The sequence below is a fragment of the Enterobacter sp. Taxon_8 genome (assembly GCF_058354585.1).
On the sequence record NZ_CM177989.1, the window covers coordinates 1,728,306 to 1,748,022 of the forward strand.

Here is a 19,717-nt window from a genome sequence, read left to right on the forward strand (position 1 = left end):
ATGAAAGGATTATGCTCAGGTCTGACAGCTGCAGCTGTATTTATAGCAGCGGGTTGCCAGGCGAAAGAGCCGCCGACGCAGGTGGTTTATCGGTTTGACGATCATCGCTATCTGGAGCTGAAAGGCTGGGACTGCGAAGGTGAACTCTGGTACACGGATACGAAGAGAGGTATTCATACCGAACCAGTCAGCCAGTATTACCGATTATTTACCCGCAAATTTATCCATCCGTCAGAACGATATATTGCAATAACAGGCTGGGGCGCTGGTGGGTTTATGGTGTCCAAAGACTACGGACAAACCTGGCATTCTGTAGGTATTGCACCCGGTCACAATGAGCCAAATGGTGATGATGGTCCTCCTTATGAAGACGTTCTTTCTTTCACAGTCGTCAACGATCAGGGTTTTTTACAGACGAAACACCGGCTGTATATGTCGTCAAAACCGTTTGATGACCCGCGTATTCTGCCCGGTGGTCCAGGGATTGAGTATACCGTGGATGATGGTATGGGGAGCAAAGTAAACGGCAAGCTGGAACCTCGATTTCCTGGCCCAGCTTGGGGGCTGGACTACATCACCAAGCAAGGTCTGAAAGAGAATACGGCGCAGTTTAAAACGAACTATCAGGGCCTCCCCGATAAAGTCCCGGAAGTAAAAGGCTACACCGGCTGGGACCATATGCGCTGCGATATAGATGCTGGGCGGAAAAGTTATTAACTTAAAAGGACGTAGGATATGAAATTTATTAAAATATATGACATTAACGTGTTAGCATGTAACATTTTGTTTTTACTGGTGGCTTGCACCAGTTTATCTGGATGTTTGACCTACTCGCTTTCCCAGAAAATTGGTGATGGAAAGGACGTATCAATATCATATAGCAATGATGAAATTATTGGCTTCTCCAAAGGTATTGACAGTAATAAAAAGGAAGGTTGGGTTTTTATTGGTAAAAATTTTGATTATTTACTATCTAGTGGGGGCGATTCAATTGTAAGTCTTCTAAATGATGACTCAATTGATAAAAAAAGCCTTACAGCGCGCGGCGAAGAACAGTTTGTGATTTCACAAAAGGGTAATGCGTTTTCTGGAAGTATCTATATTCTGTATAAAAATGCCCCGTTAATTGATGGCGTCCGTAATTCATTGAAACAGCATGGTTTTATTTGCCATAGCAATAACAATTGTGAGCTAACAGTACGTTTCCTTTCTGGTAGTATTCATAAGAAAAATACCCAACAAGATAATAGCAAAGTATTAATGTTCTATCAGCCAGTCAAAATTGCATTTTACAAGAAAAGTACGTCTACATCCCCAGCTGTCGCTGGTGCGCTCTTATACCCTGTTACTCTTGCTGTGGATATTGTTACATCGCCATTGCAATTAATTAGTTTGCCTCTTGTTGGTATTGCAAGTATGGCATCAATGAAAGCTCACTAAAAGGAATGAAGTGATGAACGGCGTAATTCGACTCAATGACCCGCTGGTAAGCGGCGGGAAAGTGATTAAGGCGTCAGGCGCGCAATTTATGGGCCTGCCTGTGGCTCTGAAAGGCGATGAAGTGACGTGTACGGAGCATAAAGGGACGTTCCCTATTAATGATTGTAACCCAACCTGGACGATGAACGGCCGCGGTGTGGTCGTGGACGGCTGTAAAGCGGCGTGTGGTTGTGCTATCCGGACCACGCTACCTGTTGCGGGGGCTGTGTGATGAACTGGTGGTTGTATCCTGAACAGGACGAATTTAAAGAAGACTACCCCTATCTGGCAGTTTTTATCCTATATGTGATCGTCGTGATTATCGGTATTGCTGTTCGGGCAGTCACCTGGCCGGGTAATAAACATGTTGATCTCGATTTTCTTGCCCAGTCCGTGGTTATTCCGGTTGTTTTTCTGACGGGGTTCGTTCAGATGTGGTCTGTCGTGTATCACGGCATGAGGCACTACATGGAAACGAGGCTGCTGATTGCCGCCCGGCAGGAATACAAGGTTGTCAGCTTTGCCAGGGGGAATATTACCCTTGCTGGCTGGTCCGTACTCACTCCACCAAAGGCAACAAAGGAACTGGCACTGAGAATGCTGAAACTTGAGGGAGAGTTTCCGCTGGCCGCTAAAATGCCGTTGAAAATCGAGCTGGAAGAATCGTTCGATTTCACGAGGGCCGGGCAGGCAGTATCCCGCGTTCTGGAGCCCACGGCAGGGAAACTTTCTCGGTACCAGCAGATTGAAGCGCTGGTGTGGGTTCGGGGCGGGGATGAATCCTGTAGCGATGAACTCCGGCGCGTGCTTGAACGTTCTGCGATCGCGACGAAGAAAATCACTTTTTTACCTGAATGCCCGGACTATACGCAAGTCACGGAATGGATAAATCTGTCGAAAAAGCTACGTCGTTCAACGGCTGCTTATCTGTGTCGATCTGCATTCTGACGAAGAAGCATCTAAACAGATGGAAAATGTTACGGCACTTTTCTTCACGAACGACTACGTCAAAACAGCAGGAGAAAAACCGGTTTATTTTTATCAGCCGATGACGGGTGTCACAGACGTAGAAAGTAAAATGCCCGTTTATCTGAGGACAGAAACCGTCAGCAAGCCTAAGCAACTCTGGTATACCGGGTTATCCCGCACAGAGAAGTATCCGCTGCTGGAAGTGCTGGACGAGAACAAAGCGGTGCCGGACAGGCTGGAGCTTGAGGCTTCGCTCGGTGAGCGCTCTGCCGGTTATCAGTGGCTGATGCTGACGCTGGCCGCTGATGCGATTATGTACGGGCAGGGCGATCAGCTTGTGGCCGCGTCCGCACAGAACCATTTTGCCATGGCCGCGCTATCCTCCCGGTTGACCTGCCAACCCGATTACCCCGAAGAAAAAAGATATACGTTGCCGTGGCAAGCTGGCGGGATTGGCGGTCTGATGTTGTTTTTTGGGCTGATGTTAATCATTGCCAGCGCTGGTGACGACGGTAAAACTCTGTCCGGCTGGTTTATAACGATAATGGCGGTTCTGTTAATAGGTTTATTCCTTGGGATGGGGACATTGTTTACCTTTTATTATGGTGACAAAGCTTATGAGCACATGGGGATGTGATGATGAATGAAGCATTAATTTTAACGACAGCATTCCGGATGGTGATAATCGTAATATAAGGGATTGATTAAAGGGGAATCTCTCCCTAATAAAGCGGAAAGTTTCCCCTTAAACCTTTGTTATCCCACTTCCGGCAGCATCCCGGCTGCAATCAACACCTGCACCAGAATAATCACCACCCCACAGCAAAACACCACGCACAGCAGCGGTTTTCCCCCCGCCACGCGGTAACCCTGCTGCGGATGCTGCTGGCGGCTCTTCCATGCCAGCAGGGAAGGGAGCAGCAGGGCCAGGATAGAGAGCGCCACCCCCGCATAGCCCAGCGCCATCACAAACCCGCGTGGATAAAACAGCGCAAAAGCGAGCGGCGGCAGGAAGGTGATGGCCCCCGTCTGCAACCGTCCGGCCGCGGTATTGCGACGCTGGAACAGGTCGGCCAGGTAATCAAACAGGCCGAGCGCCACGCCCAGGAACGAGGTTGCCAGCGCCAGGTCGGCAAACAGGTGTACCGCAAGCTCCACGTGCGGGGAGGTGACGACTTCGCGCAGCGCCAGCAAAAAACCGTTCAGGCCAGCATGTTGCGCCATCAGCCCAATAAAGGTTGAGGAGTCAATGCTGCCCAGCGTCACCAGCTGCCAGAAAATATAGGCGATCAGCGGAATGGCACTGCCGATAACAAAGACGCGGCGCAGCTTGCGGATATCGCCGTTCATATAGCTGACGATGCTTGGCACGCTGCCGTGGAAGCCAAACGAGGTGAATATGACCGGGATCGCGGAAAGCGCCAGCCCTTTTTCCAGCGGCAGCGTCAGCAGGTTGACCTTATGCACGTGCGGGGCCAGCAGCACCAGCATGATAATCAGGAAGAGAATTTTGGCGCTGAACAGAAAGCGGTTAAACAGATCGACCAGCGATGTCCCCACGCAGACCACGCCGCCGCCGATGAGCGCAAAGAAGATAGCCCCCGTCGCAGGGGTAATGTCAGAGCCAAACCAGTCGTTGACGCTGGAGGCGATGAGTTCCCCGGCGCCGCTGATATAGGCGGCGGTCAGGGCGTACATCAGGAACATCATGCTAAAGCCGGTTATCCACTGGCCGTAGCGTCCCAGATAGCGCGCCGCAAGCGAACCCAGGCCGGTGTCGGCGGGCACGTGCTGGTAAACCTCAAGCAGCAGCAGGGCGGTGTAGCACATCAGCGCCCAAAGCGTGCCCAGCAGCAGCAGGGTCATGCCAAATCCCACGCCCGCGGCCGCCAGGGGCATGGCCAGCATTCCTGCGCCAATTGTCGTTCCGGCGACGATAAAAATACTTCCCAGGGTTCTGTTTTTCACGCTTTCCTCTACAACGCTTCTTAACCGCGACAAATCTGCGGCGCAGAGTAAGGGAAAAGCCGTAACTCGTCAAATCACCGTTACAAGTACTGTAATTAAAAGTTTACGAATTGCGCTGCCGGCAATTCTATGACGTGGGGCGACGCTCAGGCGTAACGTAAACAGGGCGTACAGGGAATAAAATGGGTATTTCGATGCGGGGGAGGGAAGGTAAATTAACGCGGTGCCGGAAACCGGCACCGCGCTGAAATTAATTCTGAGTATCGAGAGTGGAAAGTTCTTTATCAATAAAGTAAAGACCTTCACCGGATTTCCCCACCAGCGATAATTTATCCAGCACGGATTTAAACAGCTTCTCTTCTTCGTGTTGTTCAGCGACGTACCACTGCAGGAAATTAAAGGTTGGATAATCCTGGCTGGTCATCGCAGCATGAACCAATTCGTTAATTTTCTGGGTGATCAGCTGCTCGTGCTCGTAGGTGGCGCGGAACAGTTCATCGAGAGAATTATACTCAGCAAACGGTGAGGCCACGGTGTCAATGCGCGGCAGGCTGCCCGTATCTGTCAGATAATCAAACAGACGCTGCATGTGGGTCATCTCTTCCTGAGCGTGACGACGCAGAAACGCGGCCGCACCTTCGAAGCTGTGGTAGCTGCACCAGGCGCTCATCTGCTGGTAGAGCAGGGATGAAAAAAGCTCAAGATTCATTTGTGCGTTGAGCTTGTCGATCATTTCAGTTTTCAGCATGGTGACGCTCCGGATTATTATTTCTGGTCCACAATGAGCGACACTATAATTTGTTATTTAATTATTTGCAAAACGTAAAATTATTATTTTATTTATTCAAAATACGAATGGGAATAAAACGCATTGGCGATTTTTATAATGTATTAATGAGAATTATTTTTGTTCGTAATGAAATAAACTGCCAGCACACGCTGGCAGCTTCGATTAATACCACGGATTATTTGACTTAGGATTAACGGCGTAACCCATACATTTGTACTGGATAGTCACGCTCTCGTTCAGGCACAGAGAACCGCTTGTCAGGGTACAGGTTTTAATGGGCTGACCATAGGCTGAGGCGGTGGCATACCCCATGCTCTGACACGCTTTTGCCGCCGTGCCGTTATTCACATACTCATCGGAATATGCATTTTGCAGCGCTGCCTGGCCGTAGTCGAGGCGGACGATGCCGTTTGGGGCATCGAGACTACTGACTTCAGCCTGGCGGTTAATACTACACCCCGCGAGCAGCAGGATTGTGCCGGCTACAATGACTCTTTTCATGGTTCGCTCTGAGTGGATGGAAATACGTTATCGTACCCGCAGATGCCCGCTGCAATGCCTGGAATAGCCGGACAATCTGCCCTCACTCTTTGCAACGGGTCCGGGATTAACGCTGTCAGGCCACATGCGGATAAAATTGTGATGCATGTCACAAAAATATTGATTTTTGTGACAGTGGTCATATTATAGGTACATTGACAATAAAGTTGTATAACAAGTTAATGGAGCCTCATCGTGAAACTGCGCAAAATCCTGAAAAGCATGTGGGCCAATTACTGCCGCACGTTCAAAGACGTGCCGCCGGGCGCCATGTTCTGATAAAAAACCTGCTTCGGCAGGTTTTTTTATACCTGCAGGCGTTGAAGGGGAGATGTCAGGGGGCGTGTTTTGCTAATATGGCGGCCTTTAAATAAGGAGAAAGCCCCATGTCACAAAACCTGAGCGCCGATCAGGAACTGGTCTCTGACGTTGTCGCCTGTCAGCTGGTTATCAAACAAATCCTTGATGTTCTGGACGTGATTGCGCCGGTTGAAGTGCGCGAGAAGATGTCTACCCAGCTCAAAAACATCGATTTCGCCAGCCATCCTGCTGCCGCTGATCCGGTAACGCTTCGTGCGATCCAGAAAGCCATCGCGCTGATCGAGCTGCGATTCACGCCGCAGGGTGAATCCCACTAAGCAGGGAAATGGGCGACGGTACGTGTCGCCCTTTGATGCTGTCAGAAGAACGTCTGGACCAGCAGGTAGCTCGCCGCGCACGCGCAGCTCACCCCAATCAGCCCTGGCAAAATGAAGCTGTGGTTGATTATGAATTTCCCGATGCGGGTCGTGCCTGACCGGTCAAAGCCGATGCAGGCCAAATCACTTGGATAGGTTGGCAGCACAAAATAGCCGTATGATGCCGGGAAAAAGGCGATCAGCATTTTCGGGTCGATGCCCAGCATGAGGCCCATAGGCGCAACGGCCGTCAGCGCCGCCGCCTGGCTGTTCACCAGTTTTGACACCAGAAACAGTACAATGGCATACGTCCACGGGTGGCTTTTCACCACGCCTTCCAGCGCCAGCTTTAACTCCTCGAGATGTGCCTGAAAAAAGGTATCGCTCATCCACGCCACGCCGAACACCGAGAAGATCGCGACCATACCGGCTTTGAACACCGCGCCGTTGGAAATGGCCGACGCATTGACCTTGCAGGCCATCAGCATCACCGCGCCCGCAATTAACATCATCATCTGAATGACAAGGTTCATCGACAGCGCCGTCATTTTACCTTTCACTTCAAAGGCAGGGCGCAGTTCAGGGAATGCCCCCAGCAAAACGACCACGGCAATACCGGCAAAGAAAATCCACGTGGACCAGTAGGCCTGTTTAGGAAAACGTTGATTCATTAACGTCTCCGTTCCGCCGTAGATAAATTCTCGCTGCTTAGGATCTTTCAGCTTTTCCTGAAACTCCATGTCGTCTGCCAAATCTTTCCCGCGGCGTAAGCTCCACAGGGCCGCTATGGCCACGCCAAAAAGTGAAGCGGGAACCGAGACGGCAAGTATTTCCAGGATCCCCCACGCGTGGCCGAGCCCATGCTGGGCCGCCAGGATGGAGACCAGCGACACGACGGCAACGGAAACGGGGGAGGCCGTGATCGCCATCTGCGACGCGACCGATGCCACGGCCATAGGGCGCTCCGGGCGGATCCCTTTTTTCAGGGCGATATCCGCAATGATGGGGAACATGGTGTAGACCACATGCCCGGTGCCGCACAGAAAGGTTAGCATCCAGGTGGTGAAAGGGGCGAGCAGGGTGATGTGCTGCGGGTGTTTGCGCAGAAGACGTTCAGCAAACTGCATCATGACGTTGAGACCGCCCGCCGTTTGCAGGGTAGCGGCACAGCCAATCACCGCAAGGATGGTCAGCATAACGTCAACCGGCGGTTTACCCGGCTGCAGACCAAAGACAAAACATAAAATAAAAAGACCAATACCGCTGATTAACCCAAGCCCCATTCCGCCGAAACGCGTACCCGTCAGCAGGCAGAGGAGAATGACAACAAACTCAATGGTGATCATGATGCTCCCTCGTCAATGATTATGTAACTAAATAAATCATCACACGTTGTGTGGTTAATCATTGGGAGCCAGATCTGATTTGTTAAATTTCAGCAAAAGCAGATGGTTGGAGATGGGAAAAGGAATCCTGCCTCAGGTGGGAGGAGGGATCCCCACAAAACAATGCCTGCACGGACGACTCCCTCTCCCTTGAGGGAGAGGGCTGGGGTGAGGGGGAACATACGGCTGTGGTGGTCATTCCGTTCACTTCATGTTCCTTGCTACTCTTTAACGACATGACCGGTGAACGTGCCAGGGCGGCTCAATCGCCGCCGCCCTGGCGACCCGGGCTCCCGGCGGTAAATCGCCGCTTCGCGGTGCCCTCAGCTTATTCCTTCAGGCTATCGGGTCGGGCATGAGCCTGCATCCCTGCAGGCCACACCCTCTCGGCGCATCCCTGCGCCTCGCCCCGGCCTTACGGAAACGCTTCGGCGATTTACAGCCGGACCAGGACATCGCTGTCAGTTATTCACTTGCCTGAAACAAAATTCATCGCTTCAGGTTAATAAATTCTTGGGAAACCCTCAGCCCGGTTGGAGCAGATTAAAAAACTCAGTGGTGCTGCACCGCCACGATGTCGAGCAGATGACGGTCGGTTTGCTCAGGACATAAACCCGCCTGCTGCGCATTATGGATCTCATCCGCCAGCGTCTTCAGCAGAAGGCCATCCTGCTGCTGCTCTTTATCCATATCGCGTAAGAATCTGAGCGTCGTAATGTCCTGCTGCGCTTTGGCTTCATCGGCCAGTTTGCTGAGGGTGCTGCAGCGTTGTTCATACTCTTCAAGCGTTTTCTGAAACAGTTCTTCCAGGCAAGAGTAGTTCTCGTTGATCCCATCAAGAGCTTTAACGACAGGATTTGCCCCTGCGGCTTTCAGGAAGTTAAAGACACGCATCATATGAGTGACGTTACTTTGCGCCTGAGAGCGAAAGAATGTGGCAGATCCCGTGAGGCTATTCTCGGCACACCATGCACTTAAGTGAAGGTGCAGATTCGAGGCGTAGAACTCAAGGTTCATCTGCGCGTTAAGTTTTTGCATCATCGTTTGGGTAGCCATACTCATATCCTTATTGACCGTGGGACGTGATGTCCGTTGCTTAACCTGAGCGCCAGGCAAATATGAAGAAAAGAGCAGAAATACACATTCTGCCGTGACCGAAGTCGACCGAAATACACTTCCTGTGTTCGATATAAATAAGCATACCCTTGTCTTTGGTCTAAGAAAACTCTTAATTAGGCTGTGTTTACCATACATTACAAAGTTTAATATAGTACAGAAATAAAATTAGCTCGCCACGAATGGAGTTTATTTAAGATGCTAATAATTAATGGTTTTTACCGTGAGAGTGCACTGTTACTCTTTCGGAGATATTAAGTTGGAATATTACTCCGTGAAAAACAGAAATACGGTTTAATCGTTTCGAATATATGATGTGTCAATAAAATTGCGCTAAATCAAATTCTGCGGAATAACGTTTTTCAGGTGCATTGTACATTCGTGATGAAAAACATGTTGAACCCGTTTAACGCCAGGTGCCGTTTTGCCCGCTGATGGGCATCAGGGATATCTTGGCTAATCTTATGGATAATTCTGCTTAACCCCCTTCTATTTGTCTGACAAATCCTGTCTTTTTTATGTCATTTTTCGCTGAATTTATGTACGCAATTACTGTAATTCTGCGGTGTGATGGGGCTCTCTTATGGATGATTAATTTCCCGCTAAAACTATCACCAGCAATAACGCTTATGACGAGGTAAGCGCTAATGCCTTGTTTTAAGTCCGATTAAATAAGAAGCACGCACTTATTCCCTACAGAAAAGAATGCTAAAGCTGGAGTTTACCATGCACAAATTTACTAAAGCGCTGGCGGCCATCGGTCTGGCTGCCGTTATGTCACAATCCGCTATCGCTGAGAATTTAAAACTCGGTTTTTTGGTAAAACAGCCCGAAGAGCCCTGGTTCCAGACTGAGTGGAAATTCGCAGATAAAGCCGGGAAAGATTTAGGTTTTGAAGTCATTAAAATCGCCGTGCCTGACGGCGAAAAAACCCTGAACGCCATCGACAGCCTTGCGGCCAGCGGTGCAAAAGGTTTCGTTATCTGTACCCCTGATCCAAAGCTGGGATCGGCGATTGCGGCGAAGGCGCGCGGTTACGACATGAAGGTCATCGCGGTTGACGATCAGTTCGTCAACGCTAAAGGCAAGCCGATGGATACCGTCCCGCTGGTCATGATGGCGGCGACAAAAATCGGCGAACGCCAGGGCCAGGAGCTCTATAAAGAGATGCAAAAGCGCGGCTGGGATGTCAAAGAGACCGCGGTGATGGCTATCACGGCTGACGAGCTGGACACCGCACGTCGTCGTACTACCGGTTCAATGGATGCGCTGAAAGCGGCCGGCTTCCCGGAAAAACAGATCTATAAGGTCCCAACCAAATCCAACGATATCCCAGGCGCTTTCGACGCCGCGAACTCTATGCTCGTCCAGCATCCGGAGGTCAAACACTGGCTGGTGGTCGGTATGAACGACAACACCGTGCTGGGCGGGGTTCGTGCGACGGAAGGCCAGGGCTTCAAAGCGCCTGACGTGATCGGGATTGGCATCAACGGCGTTGACGCCGTCAGCGAACTGTCCAAAGCGCAGGCTACCGGTTTCTACGGTTCTTTGCTGCCAAGCCCGGACGTTCACGGCTACAAATCCAGTGAGATGCTCTACAACTGGGTCACCAAAGGGGCCGAACCGCCGAAATTTACCGAAGTGACCGACGTGGTGCTGATCACCCGCGACAACTTCAAAGAGGAGCTGGCGAAAAAAGGACTGGGCGGTAAGTAATACGCTGTGATTGCGCCCCTCATACATCGTGAGGGGCCAGACGTACACACTACAGGAATCACGGAGACGTTATGCAACAGTCTGATCCGTATCTCTCTTTTCTCGGCATCGGGAAAACCTTCCCCGGTGTGAACGCGCTGACCGATATCAGCTTCGACTGCTATGCCGGCCAGGTTCACGCCCTGATGGGGGAAAACGGCGCGGGTAAATCCACGCTGTTGAAGATCCTCAGCGGCAACTACGCGCCCACGACCGGCACGCTGGCCATTCGCGGCGAAGAGGTGGCGTTTGCCGATACCACGGCGGCGCTCAATGCAGGGGTTGCCATTATCTATCAGGAGCTGCACCTCATCCCTGAGATGACCGTGGCGGAAAATATCTATCTAGGACAGCTCCCGCATAAAGGCGGCGTGGTGAATCGTTCGCTACTTAATTATGAAGCGGGGCTGCAGCTTAAACACCTGGGTCTGGACGTCGATCCCCAGACGCCGCTGAAATATCTCTCCATCGGCCAGTGGCAGATGGTTGAAATTGCCAAGGCGCTGGCGCGTAACGCCAGAATTATTGCCTTCGATGAACCCACTAGTTCGCTCTCTAAGCGTGAAATCGAAAATCTGTTCCGCGTGATCCGCGAATTGCGTCAGGAAGGGCGTACGATCCTGTACGTTTCGCACCGAATGGAAGAGATTTTTGCCCTGAGCGATGCCATCACCGTGTTTAAAGATGGACGCTATGTGCGCACCTTTACCGACATGGCGCAGGTGAACCATGACCAGCTGGTTCAGGCAATGGTCGGACGCGAGCTGGGTGACATCTATCACTGGCAGCCGCGCCAGTACGGTCCGGAACGCCTGCGCCTGGATAGCGTAAAAGCACCGGGCGTCAGAACGCCGATTTCGTTATCGGTTCGCAGCGGCGAAATCGTCGGCCTGTTTGGTCTGGTGGGCGCGGGGCGTAGTGAATTAATGAAAGGCTTGTTCGGCGGCACTCGTATTACCGATGGGCAGGTCTCCATTGACGGCGAGCGGATAGATATTCAGAAACCGGCCCACGCGATCAGGGCGGGCATGATGCTCTGCCCGGAAGACCGTAAAGCAGAGGGGATCATTCCGGTGCATTCGGTACGCGACAACATCAATATTTCCGCTCGCCGCAAGTTTATTCGCGCAGGCTGCCTGATAAACGATAGCTGGGAGTCGAGCAACGCCGACCACCATATTCGCTCGCTGAATATCAAAACGCCGGGTCCGGAACAGCTGATCATGAATCTTTCCGGCGGAAATCAGCAGAAAGCCATTTTAGGCCGCTGGCTGTCAGAGGATATGAAGGTGATTTTGCTGGACGAGCCGACGCGCGGTATCGATGTGGGGGCAAAACACGAGATCTATAACGTGATCTATGAACTGGCAAAACGCGGCGTGGCGGTGCTCTTCGCCTCCAGCGATCTGCCGGAGGTGCTTGGCGTGGCCGACCGCATTGTGGTGATGCGTGAAGGCGAAATTGCCGGTGAATTACTTCATGAACAGGCGAATGAACAACAGGCGTTGAATCTCGCCATGCCTAAAGTCAGCCAGGCTGTCGCCTGAGTAAGGAGTTAATGATGTCCTCTGTTACTACATCCGGGGCGCCGAAATCGAAATCGGCGCTGAGTTTTGGGCGTATCTGGGATCAGTACGGCATGCTTGTGGTCTTTGCCGCGCTGTTCCTCGCCTGCGCGATCTTTGTTCCTAACTTTGCCACCTTCATTAATATGAAGGGGCTGGGGCTGGCTATTTCCATGTCCGGGATGGTGGCCTGCGGTATGCTGTTCTGTCTGGCCTCCGGCGATTTTGACCTGTCGGTGGCGTCGGTGATTGCCTGTGCGGGCGTCACAACGGCCGTGGTGATCAACATGACGGAGAGCCTGTGGATTGGCGTCCTGGCCGGGCTGCTGCTCGGCGTCATCAGCGGTCTGGTGAACGGTTTTGTTATCGCTCGCCTGAAGATTAACGCCCTGATAACCACACTTGCGACAATGCAAATTGTCCGCGGGCTGGCCTATATCATCTCCGACGGTAAAGCCGTGGGGATTGAAGACGAGCGCTTCTTTACCCTGGGTTACGCCAACTGGCTGGGTCTGCCCGCGCCTATCTGGCTGACCGTGGCCTGCCTGATCCTGTTCGGCTTCCTGCTCAACCGAACCACCTTTGGCCGTAACACGCTGGCGATCGGCGGTAATGAAGAGGCGGCACGCCTGGCAGGGGTACCGGTGGTGCGAACCAAGATTATTATCTTTGTGCTCTCAGGGCTGGTTTCTGCCGCCGCGGGGATTATTCTTGCTTCGCGTATGACCAGCGGCCAGCCGATGACCTCTATCGGTTATGAGCTGATCGTCATTTCGGCCTGCGTTTTAGGGGGCGTTTCCCTCAAGGGAGGCATCGGAAAAATCTCATATGTTGTGGCCGGTATCCTGATTTTAGGCACGGTGGAGAACGCCATGAACCTGCTGAATATTTCGCCGTTCTCTCAGTACGTGGTACGTGGCCTGATCCTGCTGGCAGCGGTGATTTTCGACCGTTACAAGCAAAAAGCGAAGCGTACCGTGTAACCCTTTTTTCCGTCTTTTATTGCTCAACTTATAACCATAGTTGACCCCTGAACCGCCCCGCCAGTAAAACTGGCGGGGCGGTTGTCAAATGGCGAGCCACGTCACACTGTCTATACTTACATGGCTATGAAAGAGGTAAAGGCGTTTACCTCTCGTAAACCGTAAGGAGGAAAAGGGTGGCTGACATGTTAACCGCACCGCCTGTACTGCCCGGACATTATGCTTTCTTTTTTGATCTCGACGGCACGCTCGCCGGGATAAAACCGCACCCCGATCAGGTGTCTATTCCGGAGGCGGTGTTACAGGATTTGCATCAGCTCTCGCTCATGAACGAGGGAGCACTGGCATTGATATCAGGGCGCTCAATGGCCGAGCTGGATATGCTCGCCAGTCCTTACCACTTTCCGCTGGCCGGTGTACACGGAGCGGAGCGCCGCGACATCCATGATCACACGCATATCGTTTCACTCCCCGACGCACTCACGCAAACGCTGCATAAGCAGCTCTCTGCAGCGCTGGCCGTACTGCCCGGCACCGAGCTGGAAGCCAAAGGCATGGCCTTTGCCCTGCATTATCGTCAGGCGCCGCAGCACGAAGATGCCGTGCTCGCGCTTGCTCATACGGTTGCGGATGCGCATCCACTGCTGGCGCTGCAGCCGGGCAAATGCGTAGTCGAGTTAAAACCGAAGGGGATTAATAAAGGTTCAGCCATCGCCGCATTTATGGCGGAGGCACCATTTAAGGGCCGGACGCCTGTTTTCTTAGGGGATGACCTGACCGATGAGGCCGGGTTTCGCGTGGTGAATCAGGCCGGAGGTATCGCCGTCAAGGTGGGGCCTGGTGACACCGTTGCCGAATGGCGACTGGCGGATGTCGCCAGCGTCTGGCAGTGGATATCTGACATCGCTAACCAGCAACAACAACAAATAGCGCAAAGCAAAGGGGGAAACCATTATGGGTCGCTTAGTCGTCGTCTCTAACCGAATCGCACCGCCTGATGACAAAAAAGCCAGTGCAGGTGGCCTGGCGGTAGGGGTGTTAGGTGCCTTGAAAGCCGCTGGCGGGCTGTGGTTTGGCTGGAGTGGGGAAATCAGTGAAGAAGAGAAGCCGCTTAAAAAGGTGACGCGCGGAAACATTACGTGGGCTTCATTTGCATTAAAAGAGAAAGACTATGACGAGTATTACTCGCAGTTCTCGAATGCCGTCCTGTGGCCCGCGTTTCACTATCGTCTTGACCTGGTCAAATTTCAGCGTGAATCCTTCGAAGGCTACTCGCGCGTGAATGCACTGCTGGCGGATAAACTGCTGCCATTAATAGAAGAAGACGATATTTTATGGATCCACGATTATCACCTGCTACCCTTCGCGAGAGAGCTGCGAAAGAGGGGGGTGAATAACCGGATTGGCTTCTTCCTGCACATTCCTTTTCCGACGCCGGAAATTTTTACCGCGCTGCCGCCGCATGAAGAGCTGCTGGAGGCGCTGTGTGACTACGATTTGCTTGGCTTCCAGACGGAAAATGACCGCCTGGCATTCCTTGACTCCATCTCAGGGAAAGCCCGTCTGGTGACAAAAGGCGGAAAAACTCACACGGCCTGGGGCAAAACCTTCCACACCGAGGTGTATCCAATAGGAATTGAACCAGACGAGATCGCGGAGCAGGCCTCAGGTCCGCTGCCGCCGAAGCTTGCGCAGCTTAAGAATGAACTTAAGCACGTGAAAAATATCTTCTCGGTTGAGCGCCTTGATTATTCCAAAGGGCTGCCGGAACGCTTCCTGGCGTATGAAACGCTGCTGGATAAATATCCGCAGCACCACGGTAAAATCCGCTATACCCAGATCGCGCCGACGTCGCGCGGTGAGGTTCAGGCCTATCAGGATATTCGCCACCAGCTGGAAACAGAGGCAGGGCGCATAAATGGCCGCTACGGCCAGCTGGGCTGGACGCCGCTCTTTTACCTGAATCAGCACTTTGACCGTAAGATCCTGATGAAGGTTTTCCGCTATGCGGACGTTGGGCTGGTCACGCCGCTGCGCGACGGGATGAACCTTGTGGCGAAAGAGTATGTGGCGGCCCAGGATCCTGCCGACCCGGGGGTTCTGGTGCTTTCCCAGTTTGCCGGGGCTGCAAATGAGCTCACGTCTGCGCTTATTGTTAACCCTTACGACAGGGATGACGTGGCTAACGCGCTGAATCGTGCCCTGACAATGCCGCTCACGGAACGTATTTCCCGCCATGCCGACATGATGGAGACGATCCGGAAGAACGACATTAACCACTGGCAGGCGCGTTTTATTCAGGATCTCCGGGACATCGCTCCGCAAAGCCATGAAGGCGATCTGCAAAAAAAGATCGCGACCTTCCCTAAACTTGCCTGATTTTCCGCTGGGGGGTTAATTCCCCCCAAGCGGCACTAACAGAACATCGACCTGGCTTGATGCGACAATAGATTTCGCCGCGCAGGCTGCGCGCGAAAAAAAGCTGTGGTTATGATTCCCGCAAATCACTAAATCAATATTTTGTTTGTGACACATGTCGAGAATATGGGCGTTAAGCTCCCCGGTCGCAATAATTGTCTCATAAACCGGATATTGTGCCTTTTCCACTAATTCACGCAGAAATTGCTGCGTTTCTTCCTGCAGAACCTCACGAATATCCTCCAGCATGGGGGCAGCCAGCTGATTATACATCTCAGGCTCTGCGGCCAGTGTAATAAGGCTGATGCGGGCATTGTGGGGCCTGGCAATGGAAACGGCTCTGGCGACGAGCTGATGGCTTTCGGGAGAAACTGCTACGGAAACAAGAAGATGGGAGTAACTCATGGCGCACTCCTTAGATGTCTGAAAGACAGCGTTTAACCACCTTTACCGCGAAATCTCCACTTCTGCAAGAGCTGAATGCGACATTAGTGTGAAGCTTATCATAATTATTCATTAATTATTCTTATTAGAAGAATAACTGAAAAATGCGCCTAAATGAAAAAAATTAACAACTTAACGAACATCACACAAATGCATGTTTTCAATGTTTAATCCTTCTTAAGCGTTACAAAGTCATTTCTAATAATTTCAGTGTGAAACAGTGTTTTGAGACTGCCCTCATAACTCTCTGTTTTTTCACGGTAAGAAAAATGTTTTACGCAGAGTCAACTGGCGTGAATGTTTCAGACAGAGGTTCATGACAGAGCAAGCATGTAACGTGCCAGTTCTTTTAAGCCATCTGCATGAGTATTCGTCATTTAAGAATACAAAATAGTTCCAATTGGCTAATAAGTGAGCAAATTACAAGTCATACTGATGGATTTATGGGTCATATTCACTTAAATTGTGTGACGCAGATCACATTTTTTTTAAATTTGAGGGTAGCTGGATTGTATGTGGCAAAACTGACGAGTAGAGTTTGCGTCGAATTAGGAAAAATCTTAGTTATTTGTAAGAAATGATAAATCATGTAAGAGACGCATTCGCGGTTTCTCTCTTACGGTTTCAGTGAATACAAACCTAAATTCAACTATGCATTTAGCCTTTTCTTTTTTATACCGGGTGATTTCCCGGCGACATCACGGGGTGCGGTCTTTCCGCATAAAAATAATAGTTGGTTATTCGGGATGGGAACAATGCATACATCCGAGTTGCTAAAACATATCTATGACATCAATTTGTCGTATTTACTGCTCGCGCAGCGTTTGATTAGTCAGGACAAGGCGTCCGCGATGTTTCGTCTGGGTATTAACGAAGAAATGGCAACCATGCTGGGCGGCTTAACCCTCCCGCAGATGGTTAAACTGGCTGAAACGAATCAACTGGTTTGCCAGTTCCGTTTCGATGATTCACAGACAATAACGCGTCTGACGCAGGAGTCCCGTGTGGACGATCTTCAACAGATCCATACCGGTATTCTTCTCTCCACTCGCTTGCTTAACGAAATCAGCCAGCCTGATGACGTAGCCCGTAAGAAAAGGGCCTAGCAATGAGCGAGAAAAGCATTGTTCAGGAAGCGCGTGACATACAGTTGGCCATGGAGCTGATTACACTGGGTGCTCGTTTACAAATGCTGGAAAGCGAGACTCAGCTGAGCCGTGGTCGTCTCATCAAACTGTACAAAGAGTTACGTGGTAGTCCCCCGCCGAAAGGCATGCTGCCGTTTTCTACCGACTGGTTTATGACGTGGGAGCAGAATATTCACGCTTCCATGTTCTGTAATGCCTGGCAGTATCTTCTCAAAACCGGTTTGTGTAGCGGCGTTGACGCCGTGATCAAAGCATACAAACTTTACCTTGAACAATGCCCACAGCAGGAAGAAGGCCCTCTGCTGGCGCTGACCCGCGCATGGACGCTGGTGCGTTTTGTTGAGAGCGGAATGCTTGAACTGTCGCGCTGCAACTGCTGCGATGGCAATTTTATTACCCATGCTCATCAACCTGCAGGCAGCTTCGCCTGTAGTTTATGTCAGCCTCCATCCCGCGCAGTAAAAAGACGTAAACTTTCCCGGGATGCTGCCGATATTATTCCACAACTGCTGGATGAACAGATCGAACAGGCTGTTTAACCCGAACGTGTGGGAAAGATTCCAGCAGCGGTAAGCAATTACCGCTGCTTTTTTTTACCCCGCAATCGGTCAACGCTGCGAGCTGGACATCCTTGCCATAGTCACTAGCGGAAGGATGATGTCGTGCTTATCTTATTAGGTTACCTGGTAGTTCTCGGTACAGTTTTCGGCGGTTACATGATGACCGGCGGGCACCTTGGAGCACTCTATCAACCGGCTGAACTTATTATCATCGGCGGCGCAGGGGTAGGGGCTTTTATCGTTGGTAACAACGGTAAATCGATTAAGGGCACGCTGAAAGCAATTCCGTTGCTGTTCCGTCGCTCGAAATACACGAAAAGCATGTATATGGATCTGCTGGCACTGCTCTATCGCCTGATGGCGAAGTCGCGTCAGCAGGGCATGTTCTCGCTTGAACGGGATATCGAAAACCCGAAAGAGAGCGAAATTTTTGCCAGCTATCCGCGCATTCTTGCTGACGCCATGATGCTGGATTTCATCGTCGACTATCTGCGACTGATCATCAGCGGCAACATGAATACCTTCGAAATCGAAGCGCTGATGGACGAAGAGATCGAAACCCACGAAAGCGAATCAGAAGTGCCGGCCAATAGCCTGGCGCTGGTCGGCGACTCGCTTCCGGCATTCGGTATCGTTGCAGCGGTGATGGGGGTGGTTCACGCCCTGGCCTCGGCAGACCGTCCGGCAGCCGAGCTCGGTGCGCTGATTGCCCACGCGATGGTGGGAACCTTCCTCGGTATTTTGCTGGCGTACGGCTTCATCTCTCCGCTGGCAAGCGTTCTGCGCCAGAAGAGCGCCGAAACCACCAAAATGATGCAGTGCGTGAAGATTACGCTGCTCTCTAACCTCAACGGTTACGCGCCACCGATCGCGGTTGAGTTTGGCCGTAAAACGCTTTACTCCAGCGAGCGTCCGTCGTTTATCGAGCTTGAAGAACACGTGCGTGCGGTGAAAAACCCAAACCAACAGACGACAACTGAGGACGCATGAAAAACCAGTCCCATCCGATCGTCATCGTAAAAAAACGCAAGCACAAGGGCGGCGGGCATGGCGCACACGGCTCGTGGAAAATTGCGTACGCCGACTTTATGACGGCAATGATGGCGTTCTTTCTGGTGATGTGGCTGATCTCCATCTCCAGCCCAAAAGAACTGATCCAGATTGCCGAATATTTCCGCACGCCGCTGGCAACGGCGGTAGCCGGCGGGCCGCGTATCTCTAACAGCGACAGCCCGATCCCGGGCGGCGGCGATGATTACACCCAGCAGAAGGGTGAGGTGAAAAAAGAGCCGAACATCGACGAGCTGAAAAGAAAGATGGAGCAGGCGCGCCTGAAGAAACTGCGTGGCGATCTCGATCAGCTGATTGAAGCAGATCCGAAACTGCGCGCGCTGCGCCCGCATCTGAAGATCGACCTGGTGCAGGAAGGGCTGCGTATTCAGATTATCGATAGCCAGAACCGCCCCATGTTTAAAACCGGGAGTGCGGAAGTCGAACCGTATATGCGCGACATTCTGCGTGCCATTGCACCGGTGCTGAACGGCATTCCTAACCGAATCAGCCTGTCAGGACACACGGATGATTTCCCGTACGCCAGTGGGGAGAAGGGATACAGCAACTGGGAGCTTTCTGCCGATCGTGCCAACGCCTCGCGTCGCGAGCTGGTGGCAGGTGGGCTTGATGATGGCAAGGTACTGCGCGTAGTCGGCATGGCCGCAACCATGCGCGTTTCCGACCGCGGGCCGGATGATGCCATCAACCGTCGTATCAGTCTTTTAGTGCTGAACCAGCAGGCGGAGCAGGCCATCCTGCATGAAAACGCCGAAAGTCAGAATGAGTCACTGGACGATTTAAAACAGCCTGGGGCCGTTCCTTCGGCTGCCGTTCCAACATCGCCACCAGCCAATCCGAGGTGATAGC

22 protein-coding genes are annotated in these 19,717 nt (G+C 51.8%); 16 read left to right on the top strand and 6 right to left on the bottom strand.

Annotated features, from left to right (window positions below):
• The 5 genes from AC4IBF_RS08175 to AC4IBF_RS08195 are packed head-to-tail and all read left to right on the top strand — an operon-like array spanning position 1 to position 3,085.
• Positions 1-717 (top strand): T6SS immunity protein Tli3 family protein, encoded by a 717-nt coding sequence (locus AC4IBF_RS08175; protein ID WP_143345271.1) that lies wholly within the window; start codon positions 1-3, stop codon positions 715-717.
• A gap of 18 nt (positions 718-735) precedes the next feature.
• Positions 736-1,440, top strand: a complete 705-nt coding sequence (locus AC4IBF_RS08180) for a YidX family protein (RefSeq protein WP_133294706.1) — start codon at positions 736-738, stop codon at positions 1,438-1,440.
• Between the two features lie 13 nt (positions 1,441-1,453).
• Positions 1,454-1,711: a PAAR domain-containing protein gene (locus AC4IBF_RS08185; RefSeq protein WP_134866049.1), complete on the top strand. Its 258-nt coding sequence runs from the start codon at positions 1,454-1,456 to the stop codon at positions 1,709-1,711.
• The gene (locus AC4IBF_RS08190; protein ID WP_491463255.1) at positions 1,711-2,427 is read left to right on the top strand and encodes a hypothetical protein; all 717 of its coding nucleotides are present in this window, start codon (positions 1,711-1,713) and stop codon (positions 2,425-2,427) included. Before AC4IBF_RS08185 ends, AC4IBF_RS08190 begins: the two co-directional genes overlap by 1 nt.
• A 19-nt stretch (positions 2,428-2,446) precedes the next feature.
• Positions 2,447-3,085 (top strand): hypothetical protein, encoded by a 639-nt coding sequence (locus tag AC4IBF_RS08195; protein ID WP_136195792.1) that lies wholly within the window; start codon positions 2,447-2,449, stop codon positions 3,083-3,085.
• 119 nt (positions 3,086-3,204) lie between these two features.
• On the opposite strand, the gene tyrP is transcribed toward AC4IBF_RS08195, so the two are convergent.
• The 3 genes from tyrP to yecR form a co-directional block, all read right to left on the bottom strand.
• Complete coding sequence (tyrP, locus tag AC4IBF_RS08200; protein WP_126330200.1) at positions 3,205-4,416, bottom strand: tyrosine transporter TyrP; 1,212 nt, start codon at positions 4,414-4,416, stop codon at positions 3,205-3,207.
• A 250-nt stretch (positions 4,417-4,666) separates the two neighbouring features.
• On the bottom strand, positions 4,667-5,164 hold the full coding sequence (gene ftnA / locus AC4IBF_RS08205; RefSeq protein ID WP_111964846.1) for a non-heme ferritin: 498 nt from the start codon (positions 5,162-5,164) through the stop codon (positions 4,667-4,669).
• 204 nt (positions 5,165-5,368) lie between these two features.
• A complete protein-coding gene (gene yecR, locus AC4IBF_RS08210; protein WP_023336145.1) occupies positions 5,369-5,707 on the bottom strand; it encodes a YecR family lipoprotein in 339 nt (112 codons plus the stop codon).
• Between the two features lie 234 nt (positions 5,708-5,941).
• Here yecR and azuC point away from each other — a divergent pair, with 234 nt between their 5' ends.
• Both azuC and AC4IBF_RS08220 read left to right on the top strand, forming a co-directional pair.
• Complete coding sequence (gene azuC, locus AC4IBF_RS08215; protein WP_014884364.1) at positions 5,942-6,025, top strand: stress response protein AzuC; 84 nt, start codon at positions 5,942-5,944, stop codon at positions 6,023-6,025.
• Positions 6,026-6,132: 107 nt separating this feature from the next.
• A complete protein-coding gene (locus tag AC4IBF_RS08220) occupies positions 6,133-6,384 on the top strand; it encodes a DUF2766 family protein (protein ID WP_008500405.1) in 252 nt (83 codons plus the stop codon).
• A 41-nt stretch (positions 6,385-6,425) separates the two neighbouring features.
• Here AC4IBF_RS08220 and AC4IBF_RS08225 read toward each other — a convergent pair whose 3' ends face one another.
• The gene (locus tag AC4IBF_RS08225; protein ID WP_111964843.1) at positions 6,426-7,769 is read right to left on the bottom strand and encodes an anaerobic C4-dicarboxylate transporter; all 1,344 of its coding nucleotides are present in this window, start codon (positions 7,767-7,769) and stop codon (positions 6,426-6,428) included.
• Positions 7,770-8,360: 591 nt separating this feature from the next.
• Positions 8,361-8,864 (bottom strand): non-heme ferritin-like protein, encoded by a 504-nt coding sequence (locus AC4IBF_RS08230; RefSeq protein ID WP_111964842.1) that lies wholly within the window; start codon positions 8,862-8,864, stop codon positions 8,361-8,363.
• A 786-nt stretch (positions 8,865-9,650) separates the two neighbouring features.
• Here AC4IBF_RS08230 and araF point away from each other — a divergent pair.
• The 5 genes from araF (at position 9,651) to otsA (ending at position 15,606) form a co-directional block, all read left to right on the top strand.
• On the top strand, positions 9,651-10,640 hold the full coding sequence (gene araF, locus AC4IBF_RS08235) for an arabinose ABC transporter substrate-binding protein AraF (protein ID WP_003859687.1): 990 nt from the start codon (positions 9,651-9,653) through the stop codon (positions 10,638-10,640).
• Between the two features lie 71 nt (positions 10,641-10,711).
• Positions 10,712-12,226: an L-arabinose ABC transporter ATP-binding protein AraG gene (araG, locus tag AC4IBF_RS08240; RefSeq protein WP_133294704.1), complete on the top strand. Its 1,515-nt coding sequence runs from the start codon at positions 10,712-10,714 to the stop codon at positions 12,224-12,226.
• Positions 12,227-12,240: 14 nt separating this feature from the next.
• Entirely contained in the window at positions 12,241-13,227 is a 987-nt protein-coding gene (araH, locus tag AC4IBF_RS08245; protein ID WP_023312268.1) for an L-arabinose ABC transporter permease AraH, read from the top strand.
• A 176-nt stretch (positions 13,228-13,403) separates the two neighbouring features.
• Complete coding sequence (gene otsB / locus AC4IBF_RS08250; RefSeq protein ID WP_133294703.1) at positions 13,404-14,207, top strand: trehalose-phosphatase; 804 nt, start codon at positions 13,404-13,406, stop codon at positions 14,205-14,207.
• Positions 14,182-15,606 (top strand): alpha,alpha-trehalose-phosphate synthase, encoded by a 1,425-nt coding sequence (gene otsA, locus AC4IBF_RS08255; RefSeq protein WP_136195788.1) that lies wholly within the window; start codon positions 14,182-14,184, stop codon positions 15,604-15,606. Before otsB ends, otsA begins: the two co-directional genes overlap by 26 nt.
• 15 nt (positions 15,607-15,621) lie before the next feature.
• Here otsA and uspC read toward each other — a convergent pair whose 3' ends face one another.
• A complete protein-coding gene (gene uspC / locus AC4IBF_RS08260) occupies positions 15,622-16,050 on the bottom strand; it encodes a universal stress protein UspC (RefSeq protein WP_133294702.1) in 429 nt (142 codons plus the stop codon).
• A gap of 794 nt (positions 16,051-16,844) precedes the next feature.
• Between uspC and flhD the strand changes: the two genes are divergently transcribed.
• The 4 genes from flhD to motB all read left to right on the top strand — a co-directional run bounded on the left by flhD (position 16,845) and on the right by motB (position 19,713).
• Entirely contained in the window at positions 16,845-17,195 is a 351-nt protein-coding gene (flhD, locus tag AC4IBF_RS08265; RefSeq protein WP_008500415.1) for a flagellar transcriptional regulator FlhD, read from the top strand.
• A 2-nt stretch (positions 17,196-17,197) separates the two neighbouring features.
• A complete protein-coding gene (gene flhC / locus AC4IBF_RS08270) occupies positions 17,198-17,776 on the top strand; it encodes a flagellar transcriptional regulator FlhC (RefSeq protein WP_013096051.1) in 579 nt (192 codons plus the stop codon).
• A 123-nt stretch (positions 17,777-17,899) separates the two neighbouring features.
• Complete coding sequence (gene motA, locus AC4IBF_RS08275) at positions 17,900-18,787, top strand: flagellar motor stator protein MotA (RefSeq protein WP_008500417.1); 888 nt, start codon at positions 17,900-17,902, stop codon at positions 18,785-18,787.
• Positions 18,784-19,713, top strand: coding sequence for a flagellar motor protein MotB (gene motB / locus AC4IBF_RS08280; RefSeq protein WP_028018604.1), 930 nt, complete (start codon positions 18,784-18,786; stop codon positions 19,711-19,713). The genes motA and motB overlap by 4 nt, the downstream gene beginning before the upstream one ends.
• Positions 19,714-19,717: the final 4 nt, after the last annotated feature.